Source organism: Enterobacter sp. SCRI0065 (genome assembly GCF_059766475.1).
Window position 1 is genome coordinate 984,675 of sequence record NZ_JCBAJB010000001.1, and the last position, 13,895, is coordinate 998,569.

Annotated in this window: 13 protein-coding genes; 7 read left to right on the forward strand and 6 right to left on the reverse strand. The window is 56.0% G+C overall.

Going from position 1 to position 13,895, the window contains the following annotated elements:
• Window positions 1–68: 68 nt before the first annotated feature.
• The 5 genes from AC6EMZ_RS04770 to xthA are packed head-to-tail and all read right to left on the reverse strand — an operon-like array spanning window position 69 to window position 4,875.
• Entirely contained in the window at window positions 69–689 is a 621-nt protein-coding gene (locus AC6EMZ_RS04770) for an ATP-binding cassette domain-containing protein (protein ID WP_498401252.1), read from the reverse strand.
• A complete protein-coding gene (locus tag AC6EMZ_RS04775; RefSeq protein ID WP_498401253.1) occupies window positions 689–2,224 on the reverse strand; it encodes an ABC transporter permease family protein in 1,536 nt (511 codons plus the stop codon). Before AC6EMZ_RS04775 ends, AC6EMZ_RS04770 begins: the two co-directional genes overlap by 1 nt.
• Window positions 2,197–3,369 carry an ABC transporter substrate-binding protein gene (locus AC6EMZ_RS04780; protein ID WP_498401254.1) on the reverse strand — a complete coding sequence of 391 codons (1,173 nt, stop codon included), beginning with the start codon at window positions 3,367–3,369 and terminating at the stop codon, window positions 2,197–2,199. The genes AC6EMZ_RS04775 and AC6EMZ_RS04780 overlap by 28 nt, the downstream gene beginning before the upstream one ends.
• Window positions 3,370–3,381: 12 nt before the next feature.
• The gene (locus AC6EMZ_RS04785) at window positions 3,382–4,062 is read right to left on the reverse strand and encodes a TVP38/TMEM64 family protein (RefSeq protein WP_498401255.1); all 681 of its coding nucleotides are present in this window, start codon (window positions 4,060–4,062) and stop codon (window positions 3,382–3,384) included.
• 6 nt (window positions 4,063–4,068) lie between these two features.
• A complete protein-coding gene (gene xthA, locus AC6EMZ_RS04790; protein WP_498401256.1) occupies window positions 4,069–4,875 on the reverse strand; it encodes an exodeoxyribonuclease III in 807 nt (268 codons plus the stop codon).
• A 433-nt stretch (window positions 4,876–5,308) separates the two neighbouring features.
• Here xthA and astC point away from each other — a divergent pair, with 433 nt between their 5' ends.
• The 7 genes from astC to ves all read left to right on the forward strand — a co-directional run bounded on the left by astC (window position 5,309) and on the right by ves (window position 13,020).
• Window positions 5,309–6,529, forward strand: coding sequence for a succinylornithine/acetylornithine transaminase (gene astC / locus AC6EMZ_RS04795; RefSeq protein ID WP_498401257.1), 1,221 nt, complete (start codon window positions 5,309–5,311; stop codon window positions 6,527–6,529).
• Entirely contained in the window at window positions 6,526–7,560 is a 1,035-nt protein-coding gene (astA, locus tag AC6EMZ_RS04800) for an arginine N-succinyltransferase (protein ID WP_498401258.1), read from the forward strand. Before astC ends, astA begins: the two co-directional genes overlap by 4 nt.
• Complete coding sequence (gene astD, locus AC6EMZ_RS04805; RefSeq protein WP_498401259.1) at window positions 7,557–9,044, forward strand: succinylglutamate-semialdehyde dehydrogenase; 1,488 nt, start codon at window positions 7,557–7,559, stop codon at window positions 9,042–9,044. Before astA ends, astD begins: the two co-directional genes overlap by 4 nt.
• Window positions 9,031–10,356, forward strand: coding sequence for an N-succinylarginine dihydrolase (astB, locus tag AC6EMZ_RS04810; RefSeq protein ID WP_498401260.1), 1,326 nt, complete (start codon window positions 9,031–9,033; stop codon window positions 10,354–10,356). Before astD ends, astB begins: the two co-directional genes overlap by 14 nt.
• Before the next feature lie 9 nt (window positions 10,357–10,365).
• On the forward strand, window positions 10,366–11,331 hold the full coding sequence (gene astE / locus AC6EMZ_RS04815; RefSeq protein WP_498401262.1) for a succinylglutamate desuccinylase: 966 nt from the start codon (window positions 10,366–10,368) through the stop codon (window positions 11,329–11,331).
• A gap of 341 nt (window positions 11,332–11,672) precedes the next feature.
• Window positions 11,673–12,164 (forward strand): ATP-independent periplasmic protein-refolding chaperone Spy, encoded by a 492-nt coding sequence (gene spy, locus AC6EMZ_RS04820; RefSeq protein ID WP_498401263.1) that lies wholly within the window; start codon window positions 11,673–11,675, stop codon window positions 12,162–12,164.
• Window positions 12,165–12,462: 298 nt separating this feature from the next.
• Window positions 12,463–13,020 carry an environmental stress-induced protein Ves gene (ves, locus tag AC6EMZ_RS04825; RefSeq protein WP_498401264.1) on the forward strand — a complete coding sequence of 186 codons (558 nt, stop codon included), beginning with the start codon at window positions 12,463–12,465 and terminating at the stop codon, window positions 13,018–13,020.
• Here ves and cho read toward each other — a convergent pair.
• Window positions 12,998–13,876: an excinuclease Cho gene (gene cho / locus AC6EMZ_RS04830; RefSeq protein WP_498401265.1), complete on the reverse strand. Its 879-nt coding sequence runs from the start codon at window positions 13,874–13,876 to the stop codon at window positions 12,998–13,000. The genes ves and cho overlap by 23 nt on opposite strands.
• Window positions 13,877–13,895: the final 19 nt, after the last annotated feature.

The following is a 13,895-nucleotide window of genomic DNA, read 5'->3' on the forward strand; positions in this document are numbered from 1 at the left end:
TGACGTTAAGAAAAAGGTGCGCCATTTTCGTCTTCCCCTAAGCAGAATTCTTTGCGTTGGCACATGAATTAATGCCAGTCGGACAGGTGAATCACACGTCCGTTGGCTGGAATGTCATCTTCATCGTGTGTGACCAGCACCACGGGAATGTGTCGTTCGCGAACTTGCGTGAACACCCAGTCCCGAAAACGTGCCCGCAGCGGTTTATCCAGGCGATTGAACGGCTCGTCTAACAGCAACGCCTGAGGTTGCGCCAGCAGCGCACGCAGCAGGCTGATGCGTGCGCGTTCACCGCCGGAAAGCGTGGCCGGATCGCTGGCGAAGAAACCGGTTAACCCCGCTGAGCTAAGCGCGGCTTCAACCTGCCCACGACGTTCCTTGCCCTTGATATGCGCGGGAAGGGCCAGCAGCAGGTTTTGCCCGACGCTGAAGTGATCGAATAGCAGCGCATCCTGAAACAAAATGCCAATACCGCGTTGCTCTACGGGTAACGCATCACAGCGACGATCGTTAAGCCACAGTTCACCATGAGCGCGAAAATCAGTCGAAAGCGCCCCAACCATCCACGCAAATAGCGTCGATTTCCCGCTGCCGGACGGCCCCATCAAGGTGACGATTTCTCCTGGCGGTACGCTGAAATTCACCTCGCGTAAAAGAGGAGACAGGGAAAGATGGCGGACGCTTAACATTAACGTAATCCTTTTCGGAAATGACCTGCCAGTCGGGATAATACGGCTGCGAGGCCAAATAGCGCCGCTGTCAGCGCGAGCAATTCCAGCGCGGTATTCGCCAGTATAGCCGGGCTGCCACCGCTGCTGAGTGCCACGGCTTCAGTGGTGAGCGTAGGGTATCGCCCGGCACCCAACCACTGTGTGGGCAGGTATTGCGCCATACTGACTGAAAATCCCGTGGCAAAGGCCATCAGGATCGGACGCAACAGCAGCGGGCATTTAATTAACCAGAATATTTTGCTTTGACGCAGACCAAGGGTTTTCGCCGTGAGTATCAGACGCGGATCGAGCCGACGCCAGGCCGGCTGGAGGACCAGCAGCATCCAGGGCAGCACCCATAGTAAATGTCCCCACAGCACGGCGAGATAGCTACCGTCAAAACCCAGATGTAGCGCCAGAGTATATTGTCCCGCAACCAGCGGCAGAGCCGGGAGCGCCAGCGGCAGCCATACCCACCGCGCACCGCGCGCCGGACCCCATTCCAGCCAGATAAGGATAATCATCAGGGCAATCAGGCTTGAGAGCAGCCCCAGGGACAGGCTGGCGTTAAACGAAGTGAAATCGAACTTCCGCGTTTGTGCCAGCACCAGCAAGATTGCTGCGCACATCAGCCCCGCGAACGGCAATAACCAGCCTAATGCGACCCCAACGACGGGCGGCCTTGTGGGGTGCCGAATGCCTGAAACCGAGGGAAGGGTTTGCCGCCAGATTTTCCACAGGCCAAACCCGATCCCGGCAAACAGTGCCAATAGCAGCAATAACATCAGGCACAACAGCGTTCCTTTCAGTTGCTGTTCCGCATCGCCCTGGCTCAGCCACTGCCAGGCTAACACGGCGAGCGTAGGCGGATTCCCCGGCCCCAGAATGATCGCAACGTCTACCACCGACAATGACCAGGCTACAACGGCGAGCATCACTGCCCCGAGTACCGGGGCGATAGCGGGTAACACCAGCCAGCACATTCCCTGAAGGCGCGAATAACCCAGCGTTCTCAGGACTACCATCTTTTGCGCCAACCCGCTTTCCGGTAATACGGCATAGATGGCCCACAGCACAAAAGCGCTCTCTTTCACGGCGAGCGTCAGCCCAAGCCCGATACCGTAGCGATCGAGCAGGGGGGAACACGCGCTACACAGACGATAAAAAGCGCCGCCTTCTGCAAACGTTAACAGCACGCTGGTGGCGAACGCCACGTGAGGGATGGCCAGCAGCCACGGCAGGCGAGCGCTCAATTGACGCCAGCGTTTGCCGGGCCAGAGTGCCGCCACAACGCACAGGGCAATAGCAAGCGACCCGACGGTTGCGATAACCGTCGACACCAGCGTGGCGATCAGCGCCTGCGTAAGTTGGGGATCGTTTAAGAGGGATAGCCAATCCGCCGCTGAAAACGCCGGGACGATCAGCATGATTCCCGCGGGAATGAGTGGCAGATAAATGGCGGCCATCGCCATTCCCACCAGCCAGCTTAGTGGGTGCCGTAGCGACGCAGCCATTCTTGCTCCAGCGCATTGACCCAGGCCGCGTGTGGTTCTGGCAACATATTTGGCAGGCCTTCAGGGATAAACCGGCGAAGACGGGCAGCGTCGTCTGCCGGGAGTTTATCCGGGTCCAGCACGCTGGGGTCGCCCCAGATTTTCGGGTCTGCCTTACTGATTTGGGCCTGCGGCGATAACAGGAAATTCGCGACGACCTTTGCCCCTGCGCTGGCGCTACTGTTAGCCGGAATGGCAACGAAATGGACATTACCGATTGTCCCGTTGGCAAAGCCAAAGCTATAGCTGTCGACAGGAAGTTCACCGCTGGCGACTTTTTGTTGCGCATGTGCCGGATTAAAGGTCAGTGACATATTCAGGCTGTCGGCGGCGAGCAAGGTGTCCATTCGCGCGGGCGAGGGCGGGAAATCTTTCCCGTTACGCCACAGCAGTGGATGAAGCGTGTCGAGGTAATTCCACAGCGGCGCGGTGACGCTGGCAAAGGTTTTGCTGTCCGGTGGGTTTTTAAGTTGCTCCGGGTTTGCGGTTAGCGTGAGCAGGAGCTGTTCCAGAAACGCCGTGCCGGTAAAGTCTGGCGGGCGCGGATAGGTGATTTTGCCAGGATGGTGTTGCGCGTAGTCGAGCAAGGTCGCGGGATCGGAGAATGGCACGGGCATACTCGCCTTGCGCCCGATAAAGGTAAGCTGCGCGCCGCCCCAGGGTGATTCTGCCCCGTCGGTCGGGAGGGCAAAATCTTCGCTCACGGGTTTGCGGATATCGACATAGCGCCAGTTCGGCAGCATGTGCGCCCAGCCGGTTTGCAGTAGATTGGCCTCTTTCAGGGTGCGAAAGTTTTCGCCATTCACCCACAGCAAATCAACAGAACCTTTAGTGCTACGCCCTGCGGCGGCTTCGGTCTGGATCCTTTTTACCGCGTCAGCCGCATCTGCCAGATGGACGACGTTGAGGGTAATATCGTAATGGCTTTTCACCTCCCGACTCACCCCGTCGAGATAGCGATTGACTGCCGGGTCGCCACCCCAGGCGTTAAACCAGACGGTCTGACCTTTAGCTTCGCTTTTAATCGTTTGCCAGTCACTGGCAGCCAGCGCGGGCGCGGTCAGCAGCAGCCCGGTCAGAAATATGCAAAAACGCGCGTGGCGCATAATGCCTCCCTGTTAATGCGAGGTGTGAAAGTAGCGAGATAACAGCCAGCGGGCGGTCAGCGGCAATATCCCTAGCAGTGTAAAGGCGATAAGCATCCCCGGCGACAGAATATCGCGCAGCGAGTTGAGTTTACCCATCTCGCGTCCGGCATTGAGGAAAATCACCGTGGCGGGCAGCATCGCCACCTGGCTCACCCACCAGTAACGGCGAAGGCTCAGGGACGTTAATCCGGACAGCAAGTTGACTAAAAAGAAGGGGAACAGCGGCATCAGGCGTAAGGCGAAAAGATAAAATGCCCCGTCACGATTTACGCCGTCGTTGACGGTTTTCATCTGAACGGTAAAACGCCGTTGCACCCCGTCGCGCAGCAAATATCGGCTGGTTAGCATTGCCAGCGTCGCCCCTAGCGTTGAGGCAAACGAGACCAGTAACGTTCCTTGCCACAGGCCAAATAGCGCGCCACCAAGCAGCGTCAGAATAGCCGCTCCCGGAATGGATAACGCTGAAACCGCCACGTAGACCCCGAAATAAAGCGCAGCGCTTTGCGCGGGAGAATGTTCAACGTAGGCCATCAGCGCCAGCCGATGCGTTTTGACTGAATCAAGGGAAAACAGCCCGGACGGCATGAGCGCGATGAGAAAAGCAAATGCGCCCAACAGGGCGCACAGGAAAAGGATTTTTTGATATTTCACGGAGGCTTACAGTTTGAATTTTGCCCAAACCGGCGCGTGGTCAGACGGTTTTTCCATGCTGCGGATATCGTAGTCAATACCGGTTTCAATGCAGCGTTCCGCCAGCGGGGCGCTTGCCAGCAGCAAATCGATACGCAGGCCGCGGTTATCGTCGAAGCCTTTTGAGCGGTAATCAAACCACGAGAAGCGATCCTGAGTGTCAGGATGGGCGGCGCGGAAGGTATCCACAAGACCCCAATCCTGGAGGCGCTGCATCCACTCGCGCTCTTCCGGCAGGAAGGAGCATTTGCCGGTACGCAGCCAGCGTTTGCGGCTGTCCTCACCAATGCCGATATCCAGATCGGTTGGGCTGATGTTCACATCACCCATGATAAGCACCGGGTTCTCTTTTTTCAGCTCGGTGGTCAGGTAGTCCTGCAAATCCTGGTAAAACTTCGCCTTAGCGGGGAATTTCGTTGGGTGGTCGCGGCTTTCGCCCTGCGGGAAGTAGCCGTTAATCACGGTGATATTACCCAGTGGGGACGGGAGTTCCGCCATGATAATGCGACGCTGTGCTTCGCCGTCGTCACCCGGGAAGCCACGGCGTACGGAAATGGGGGTTTCTTTGGTCAGCAGCGCGACGCCGTAGTGACCTTTTTGCCCGTGATAAAAGACGTTATAGCCCAGCTTCGCCACGTCTTCGAGTGGGAACATATCGTCGTGAACTTTTGTCTCCTGAAGACCGATAACATCTGGCTGATGTTGCTCAACGATGGCTTCAAGTTGATGAGGGCGGGCGCGCAGGCCGTTGATATTAAAAGAGACAAATTTCATAGTCGCTGCCAATTCCAGGTAAATAGTGCATGGATGGTAGCAGAATTTGCGTCATCTGTTATCTGGGATGACCAATAACTGCAACAGATAAGGTTAACGGTGCAATATTTGCACCATTCTCGAGCGCAATGCCCTTAAAAGGGGCGTGAAGGGAGGGTAAATTTCGCGAGCGATCACAAATCCAGAATTATATTTGGCTTGTGCATAATATTTCTATTTTTCCTGCGGCAAACTGCCGCTTACCGTGAAAATATTCACTTAATATGCAGTAACAGTGAATAACTCCATATCCTAAGCTGTTGATATTCCGTCACCTCAACCCGTTTATGCATTTTTATCGCTGGCTGGCACGAACTCTGCAATCTACATTCACAGTGCAAACACTCAATTATTTAACATTTGAATAACTATTTATTTACCGGATGAGGTCGCTATGTCTCTGTCAATGACGCGTGAAAATTTTGATGATTGGATGATGCCGGTTTACGCTCCGGCGGCTTTTATTCCGGTACGTGGTGAAGGCTCGCGCCTGTGGGATCAGCAGGGCAAAGAGTATATCGATTTTGCAGGAGGTATTGCGGTGAATGCGCTGGGTCACGCGCATCCCGCGTTACGTCAGGCGTTGAACGACCAGGCCGCGAAGTTCTGGCATACCGGTAATGGCTTCACGAATGAGCCGGTTTTACGTCTGGCTAAAAAGCTCATCGACGCGACTTTCGCCGAGAAGGTGTTCTTCTGTAACTCTGGTGCAGAAGCCAACGAAGCCGCGCTAAAGCTGGCGCGTAAGTATGCTCACGACCATTTTGGCCCCCAGAAAAGCGGTATTGTGGCGTTCAAAAATGCCTTCCACGGACGCACCCTGTTTACCGTGAGCGCGGGCGGCCAGCCGGCGTATTCTCAAGATTTCGCGCCATTGCCGCCGGATATTCGTCACGCGGTTTACAACGATCTGCAATCTGCCAGCGAGCTGATTGATGACACCACCTGCGCGGTTATCGTTGAACCGATGCAGGGTGAGGGCGGCGTGGTTCCTGCGGATAAAACCTTCCTGCAGGGGCTGCGCGAACTGTGCGATCGCCATAATGCGCTGCTGATTTTTGACGAAGTTCAAACCGGCGTGGGCCGCACTGGTGAGCTGTATGCCTACATGTATTACGGCGTGACGCCAGACGTATTGTCTACCGCGAAAGCGCTGGGCGGCGGTTTCCCTGTGGGGGCCATCTTGACCACGGATAAATGCGCCAGCGTGATGACCGTGGGGACGCATGGCACCACTTACGGCGGCAATCCGTTGGCCTCGGCGGTGGCGGGGCAAGTGCTGGATATTATTAACACGCCGGAGGTTCTGAACGGCGTGAAGCAGCGCCACGACTGGTTCGTTGAACGTCTGAATGCCATCAACGCTAAAACCGGTATGTTCAAGGAAATTCGTGGCCTGGGGCTATTAATTGGCTGTGAACTCACCGCTGAATTTGCCGGAAAAGCTAAACTTATCTCACAGGAAGCTGCAAAAGCAGGCGTGATGGTACTGATTGCGGGTGCCAACGTGGTGCGATTCGCTCCGGCGCTGATCGTGAGCGCTGAAGAGGTCTCCACCGGCCTGGACCGCTTTGTGCTGGCCTGTGAAAACGTGAAGTCCGGGGTGTCATCATGATGGTCATCCGTCCCGTTGAGCGTGGCGATATCGCCGGGCTCATGCAGCTTGCAGGTAAAACCGGAGGTGGGCTGACCTCGCTTCCGGCCGATGAAAAAACGCTGTCGGCGCGTATTGAGCGCGCCCTGCAAACCTGGCAAGGGACGTTGCCGAAAAGCGAACAAGGATACGTCTTTGTTCTGGAAGAGTGTGAAACGGGAACCGTGGTGGGGATCTGCGCCATCGAAGTGGCGGTGGGCCTGAACGACCCCTGGTACAATTATCGCGTCGGCACGCTGGTTCACGCCTCGAAAGAGCTGAACGTTTATAACGCGCTGCCAACCCTCATCCTGAGTAACGATCATACCGGCAGCAGCGAGCTCTGCACGTTGTTCCTCGATCCCGACTGGCGCAAAGAGGGCAACGGCTATCTGCTCTCCAAATCGCGCTTTATGTTTATGGCCGCCTTCCGCGATCGCTTTAACGAGAAAGTGGTGGCAGAGATGCGTGGGGTGATCGACGAGACGGGGTATTCCCCGTTCTGGGAAAGCCTCGGTGAGCGTTTCTTCTCGATGGAGTTCAGCCGCGCAGACTACCTGTGCGGTACCGGGCAAAAGTCTTTTATCGCTGAGCTGATGCCTAAACACCCTATCTATACCCATTTTCTGAGTCCAGAGGCGCAGGCGGTGATCGGAGAAGTGCATCCGCAGACGGCCCCGGCGCGCGCAGTGCTGGAGAAAGAAGGGTTCCGCTATCGTAACTACGTCGATATTTTTGACGGTGGCCCGACGCTTGAGTGTGACGTAGACCGCGTGCGGGCGATCCGCAAAAGTCGGCTGGTGACGGTCGTTGAAGGGCAGCCAGCACCGGGTGAATGGCCTGCCTGTCTGGTTGCTAATGAAGAGTACAATCATTTCCGCGCGATGCTCATTAACGCAAACCCGAATGGCGAACGTCTGGTGCTGACCGCAGCCCAACTGGATGCCCTGAAATGCAGCGCAGGCGATACGGTTCGCCTGGTGCGACTTTGCCCCGAGGAGAAAACAGCATGAGTTTATGGATTAATGGCGACTGGGTAACTGGCGAAGGTGAGCGACGCGTTAAATGCAATCCGGTTGGAAAAGAGACGTTATGGCAAGGGTTTGACGCGAGCGCAGCCCAGGTTGAGCAGGCCAGCAAAGCGGCAAGACAGGCGTTTCCGGCCTGGGCAAAACTGCCGTTTTCCGCGCGTCAGGCAATCGTTGAGAAATTCGCTGCACTGCTCGAAACCAACAAAACCGAATTGACGACGATCATTGCCCGGGAAACCGGCAAACCACGCTGGGAGGCTACAACCGAAATCACCGCGATGATTAACAAAGTCGGCATTTCGGTGAAGGCGTATCACACCCGTACCGGCGAGCAGCACACCGATATGGCCGATGGTGCCGCGACCTTACGTCATCGCCCTCACGGCGTATTGGCAGTATTCGGCCCGTATAACTTCCCGGGTCATTTGCCAAACGGACACATCGTGCCCGCGCTGCTGGCGGGGAATACCGTTGTTTTCAAGCCAAGTGAACTTACGCCGTGGAGCGGTGAGGCGGTGGTCAAACTGTGGGAACAGGCGGGATTACCAGCGGGCGTCCTTAACCTGGTGCAGGGCGGGCGAGAAACGGGTCAGGCGCTGAGCGCGTTGACCGATCTCGATGGCCTGCTGTTTACCGGCAGTGCGGGCACGGGTTATCAACTGCATCGCCAGTTGGCAGGGCAGCCGGAAAAAATCCTCGCGCTGGAGATGGGCGGCAACAACCCGCTGATCGTTGAAGATCCAGACGATATTGACGCATCGGTCCATTTGACTATTCAATCGGCCTTTGTGACAGCCGGGCAGCGCTGCACCTGCGCGCGTCGTTTACTGGTAAAGCGCGGCGCGCAGGGCGATGCGTTTTTAGCTCGACTGGTGGAAGTCAGCTCGCGCCTGGTCCCGGCCGAGTGGGATGCCAATCCGCAGCCGTTCATGGGTGGGCTAATTTCTGAACAGGCGGCGAACAACGTGATCAATGCCTGGCAGGAACATGTCGCGCGCGGGGCCAAAAGCCTGCTGGAGCCGCGACTGATTCAGCCCGGTACGTCGCTCCTGACGCCGGGTATTATTGATATGAGCAATGCGAATCACGTTCCGGACGAAGAGACCTTTGGGCCACTGCTGTGTGTCTGGCGTTATGATGATTTCGACGGTGCGATCGCGATGGCGAATAACACGCGCTTCGGCCTGTCGAGCGGGTTAATTTCACCCAACCGCGAGAAATTTGAACAACTGCTCCTCGAAGCCAGGGCCGGTATCGTCAACTGGAACAAACCGCTGACCGGCGCGGCAAGCACGGCACCTTTTGGCGGTGTGGGCGCGTCGGGGAATCATCGGGCCAGCGCGTGGTATGCGGCAGATTACTGCGCATGGCCGATGGCGAGCCTTGAGACATCCTCACTCACGCTGCCTGAAACGCTCAATCCGGGGCTGGATTTCACTCAGGGGAATCGTCATGAAAGCGCGTGAAGTCAACTTTGACGGGCTGGTGGGGTTAACCCACCATTACGCCGGACTGTCGTTTGGCAACGAGGCCTCGACGAAGCACCGTTTTCAGGTCTCGAATCCCAGGCTGGCGGCTAAGCAGGGGCTTCAGAAAATGAAGGCGCTGGCCGATGCGGGATTTCCGCAGGCGGTCATTCCACCGCAGGAGCGCCCGAACGTGGCGGTGCTGCGCCAGTTGGGGTTTAGCGGTAGCGATGAGCAGGTCGTCGAAAAAGCTGGAACCCAGGTGCCACATCTCCTCTCTGCTGCCAGCTCTGCTTCTTCAATGTGGGTGGCGAATGCCGCGACGGTGGCACCGTCGGCAGACACGCTGGATGGCAAAGTGCATCTGACGGTGGCAAACCTAAACAATAAATTCCATCGCGCAACAGAAGCCGTGACCACTGAACGTGTATTGCGTGCCATTTTCAACAACGAGGCCCATTTCAGCGTGCATGATGCGCTGCCGCAGGTTGCCATGTTTGGCGATGAAGGTGCCGCCAACCATAACCGTCTGGGTGGCGATTACGGCGAACCGGCTACGCAGCTTTTTATCTACGGTCGTGATGAAAGCGGACACGGCGCACCGGTGCGCTACCCGGCGCGCCAGACGCTGGCAGCCAGTCAGGCCGTTGCGCGTCTTAACCAGGTTAATCCGGGGCAGATTATCTTTGCTCAGCAAAACCCGCAGGTTATCGATCAGGGCGTGTTCCATAATGATGTGATTGCGGTATCCAATCGCCAGGTGCTGTTTTGCCATCAACAGGCGTTTGCGCATCAGGATAAGCTGCTCGCAACCTTGCAGGAACGTGTTCCGGGCTTCATGCCTGTTCAGGTACCCACCGACGCGGTCAGCGTGCAGGATGCGGTGGAAACCTACCTCTTTAACAGTCAACTGCTCAGCCGTGATGACGGCACCATGCTGCTGGTGCTACCGCAAGAGTCCCGCAACCACGAGGGCGTGTGGCGCTATCTCACTGAACTGGTCAATGGCGATAACCCGATCGCCGAGCTTCGCGTGTTTGATCTGCGCGAAAGCATGGCCAATGGCGGCGGCCCGGCCTGTTTACGTCTGCGTGTGGTGCTAACGCAGGACGAAATGCGGGCGGTCAATCCTGCCGTCATGATGAACGATGCCCTGTTTTCTACGCTCAACGATTGGGTTGATCGCTACTACCGCGATCGCCTGACGCAGGCCGACCTGGTTGATCCCCAACTGCTGCGGGAAGGTCGCGAGGCGCTGGATGATTTAACCACGATTCTGCAACTGGGATCGGTTTACCCGTTCCAGCGCTAGGGAGAAAGTATGGAGAATTTTCTGGCACTGACGCTGGCAGGTGAACGCCCCGCGCAGCAAGAGGGCGAAGGCGCAACGTTTCACTGGCGTTGGTTAGGGCGGGGCATCCTGGAGCTGACGCCGTTTGAAAAGAGCGATCGTTCGCTGGTGCTTTCCTCTGGTATCCACGGGAATGAAACCGCACCGGTTGAGATTGTCGATTTGCTGTTACATGCGCTGTTTGAGGGAAGTATCACCTTGCGCTGTCGGGTGCTGGTGATTCTGGGTAATCCTCCGGCGCTTTCGCAAAACAAGCGCTATATGCAAAGCGATATCAACCGGATGTTTGGCGGACGCGTCTCTCAGTTTCCTCAGAGTGAAGAGACCGCGCGAGTTCAGGAACTGGAACAGGAGGTCGGGGCTTTTTATGCCAAAGCAGGCCCGGACCGATGGCATCTTGATCTGCATACCGCCATTCGCGCTTCATACCATGTTCGCTTTGGCGTCATGCCGCAGCGCAACCAGCCGTGGGATGAGTCGTTCCTGACGTGGCTGGGCGATGTGGGGCTTGAGGCGCTGGTCTTTCATCAGTCGCCAGGCGGGACGTTTACCCATTTTACCTGCGAACATTTTGCGGCGCTTGCTTGTACGCTGGAGCTGGGTAAAGCACTCCCGTTCGGGCAAAACGATTTGTCACGCTTTTCGCCCACGCATCTCGCCTTGCGCGCGCTGCTCTCAGGCGTGGCACCTGAGCCCCATCATCAGCCGGTAGAGCGCTATCGCGTGGTGCAGCAAATCACTCGCCGTAGCGAGGCGTTTAAGCTGCATATGGCCGCCCATACGCTTAACTTCACGCCGTTCAGGCAGGGCGTCCTGCTGGCCGAAGATGGCGACGAGCGGTACGTGGTACAGAAAACGACCGAGTATGTGTTGTTCCCCAATCCGTTGGTCGCCTTTGGCCTGCGCGCAGGGTTAATGCTTGAAAAATTAACCTGACAGGGCTCCTCTCTCTCTTTTAGAGAGGGAGGAGACAATATTATTTTCTTAACCATGATGGCGATCGCCAATTCTTTACGGATTATTCCTGGTTAATTGCTTTATTATTAATCCGCGTCAGTTTATACTTCTTCATAATCTCTATAAAATCATCGTCTTGTCTATTTTAGTTTCAACTCTCCACGCTTTATCCTTAATTTCTCCATATTTGGCGATAAATTGTTTTTTACACTTTCATTGTTTTACCGTTGCTCTGACTAATTGACGATAAACCCCGTAAAGTTAATCTCGTCAACACGGCATAGCGCCGAAGAATAACTGAAAAGTAAGGACAAAATATTATGCGTAAATTAACTGCACTGTTTGTTGCTTCTACCCTGGCTTTGGGCGCTACCAGCATGGCGTTTGCAGCGGATACCGCCACGACCACCGCCGCGCCGACCGAAGGCAAAATGATGATGCATCATAAAGGCAAGCCGGGTCCGCATCATGACATGATGTTTAAAGACCTGAACCTGACGGATGCTCAGAAGCAGCAGGTTCGTGACATCATGAAAAGCCAGCGTGACCAGATGAAGCGTCCGCCGCTGGAAGAACGCCGCGCCATGCACGACCTCATCGCCAGCGACAGCTTCGATAAAGCCAAAGCTGAAGCGCAGATCGACAAAATGGCCGAGCAGCACAAAGCGGGCATGCTGGCCCGTATGGAATCGCAGAATAAAATCTACAACATTCTGACGCCGGAACAGAAAAAACAGTTTAATGCCAATTTTGAGAAGCGTCTGACAGAACGTCCAGCGCCGGAAGGTAAAATGGCTCCTGCTGCTGAGTAACCAGCACACTCTATCAAGACCGCCGGAAGCCTGTTCACGAAAGCGCAATCGCTGTGGACAGGTCCGGCGGTTTTTTCTTTCAAGCCCTCTTGTCACCCGCTACCAGCACGGTATGCTCCTGTGGTCGGTTAAGTAAATTCTGAAGGGAGTCATGGCGTTAGTGTTTTTTTCAACGTCATGCTAAGGCCCCCTCGCTTGCTGCCGATAATACGTCTGTGGTTACCCAACGATAACAATCAAGACAGCGGCATTATTTATCATGCCGCCCTGGCGCGAGCTGTGCCTTTCAGGAGTGGTGATGGACTTTTTTGATATCCGCAAAATGCCGGTGAATCTTTGGCGCAATGGCGCAGGCGAGACGCGAGAAATTTGTTGTTTTCCCTCTGCAACGCGTGATTTTCACTGGCGTGCCAGTATTGCTTCTATCGCCAGCAACGGCGAATTTTCTCTTTTTCCTGGGGTCGATCGGGTTATCACCCTTATTGAAGGCGGCGAAGTGACGCTGGACGCAGGTCAAACGTTCTGCCACACGCTAAAGCGGCATCAGCCGTTTAGCTTTGCGGGCGATCATCCTGTGAAGGCTAAATTGACCGATGGACGGATGTCGATGGACTTCAATATCTTGACCAGACGAGAGCACTGTCGGGCGAAAGTGCGCGTTGCCGATCGCACCTTTACTACGTTCGCCTCGCGCGGCGGGGTGGTGTTTGTGCTGAGCGGCGCCTGGCAATTAGGGGAAAAGCTGCTGACAGCCGACCAGGGTGCCAGCTGGCAGGATGGTATTCACACGTTACGCTTACTGGAATCCGAAGGCACGCTGCTGTTCAGCGAAATTACCTGGCTTCCCGGGCACTAAGCACGATGATTTCATACTTGCCGGTGAGGAGCGGTTTGCAGAGGATTTTGTAACCGTCATGATCGAAACCGGCGGGTGTTCGCATCAGTTCGGACGCGTCACTTATCGTTTCGACGGCACCCAGCCACAGCCAGTTGTGAATAATGTGATAGTGCGTCAGTTCGCTACTGGACTCTTTTAGCGCGATGGCGCCGTCCCACGGCCAGCAGGTGACGCTGATGGCCGCAAGCCCCTCTACCAGACGTTTCTGGTGATCCTCCACGCTCTCCTTGCCGCAGCAGGCACCGGCGCAACGCTTGAGCGCTGAGCGGAAGCAGCCGCGTCCATGCGTCAGCGACTCCAGCCCCAAAAGACCGTAGCAAAGGCGCTGTTCATCGGCGAGAGTCTGCAACGTTTGCAGTGCCGCCCGGCGGTTTGCAAAAAGCCCGTGCAGACCCGAAGCCTGTGAGAAATCCACCTCGCGGGCATAAACGACCTGCGGTTTGCCGTCAGATATTTGCAGTGAGCACAGTTGTCGATTACGGCGTAAGCGTTTATTAAACAGCGGCTGTTGTTCTTTTATCAACCGCGCTTCCAGCAGCAATGCGCCCAGCTCACCTGCGGTTTGCATCCAGGTAATACGGCGCGACTGGCGCAGCATCGCCGCTTCGTCGGGCGTGCGCAGATGAGATAAAACGCGACTGCGAATGTTCACGCTTTTGCCGATATAGAGCGGCATCGCGTCGCTTTCACCATGAAAGAAATAGACACCGGGCTGCTTTGGCAGTGCTTCAAGCCAGGGACGCAAATGTTCGGGATATTCGTAGATGGCCGCCGCTTCAAATTCCAGACGCGGGGCAGATTGACGCCTGCTCACAAAAAACTCCAGATACTGT

Coding starts and splice junctions, on each gene's coding strand:
- AC6EMZ_RS04770 (WP_498401252.1), bottom strand. CDS start 689: ATGTTAAGCGTCCGCCATCTTTCCCTGTCTCCTCTTTTACGCGAGGTG.
- AC6EMZ_RS04775 (WP_498401253.1), bottom strand. CDS start 2,224: ATGGCTGCGTCGCTACGGCACCCACTAAGCTGGCTGGTGGGAATGGCG.
- AC6EMZ_RS04780 (WP_498401254.1), bottom strand. CDS start 3,369: ATGCGCCACGCGCGTTTTTGCATATTTCTGACCGGGCTGCTGCTGACC.
- xthA (WP_498401256.1), bottom strand. CDS start 4,875: ATGAAATTTGTCTCTTTTAATATCAACGGCCTGCGCGCCCGCCCTCAT.
- astC (WP_498401257.1), top strand. CDS start 5,309: ATGTCTCTGTCAATGACGCGTGAAAATTTTGATGATTGGATGATGCCG.
- astA (WP_498401258.1), top strand. CDS start 6,526: ATGATGGTCATCCGTCCCGTTGAGCGTGGCGATATCGCCGGGCTCATG.
- astD (WP_498401259.1), top strand. CDS start 7,557: ATGAGTTTATGGATTAATGGCGACTGGGTAACTGGCGAAGGTGAGCGA.
- astB (WP_498401260.1), top strand. CDS start 9,031: ATGAAAGCGCGTGAAGTCAACTTTGACGGGCTGGTGGGGTTAACCCAC.
- astE (WP_498401262.1), top strand. CDS start 10,366: ATGGAGAATTTTCTGGCACTGACGCTGGCAGGTGAACGCCCCGCGCAG.
- spy (WP_498401263.1), top strand. CDS start 11,673: ATGCGTAAATTAACTGCACTGTTTGTTGCTTCTACCCTGGCTTTGGGC.
- ves (WP_498401264.1), top strand. CDS start 12,463: ATGGACTTTTTTGATATCCGCAAAATGCCGGTGAATCTTTGGCGCAAT.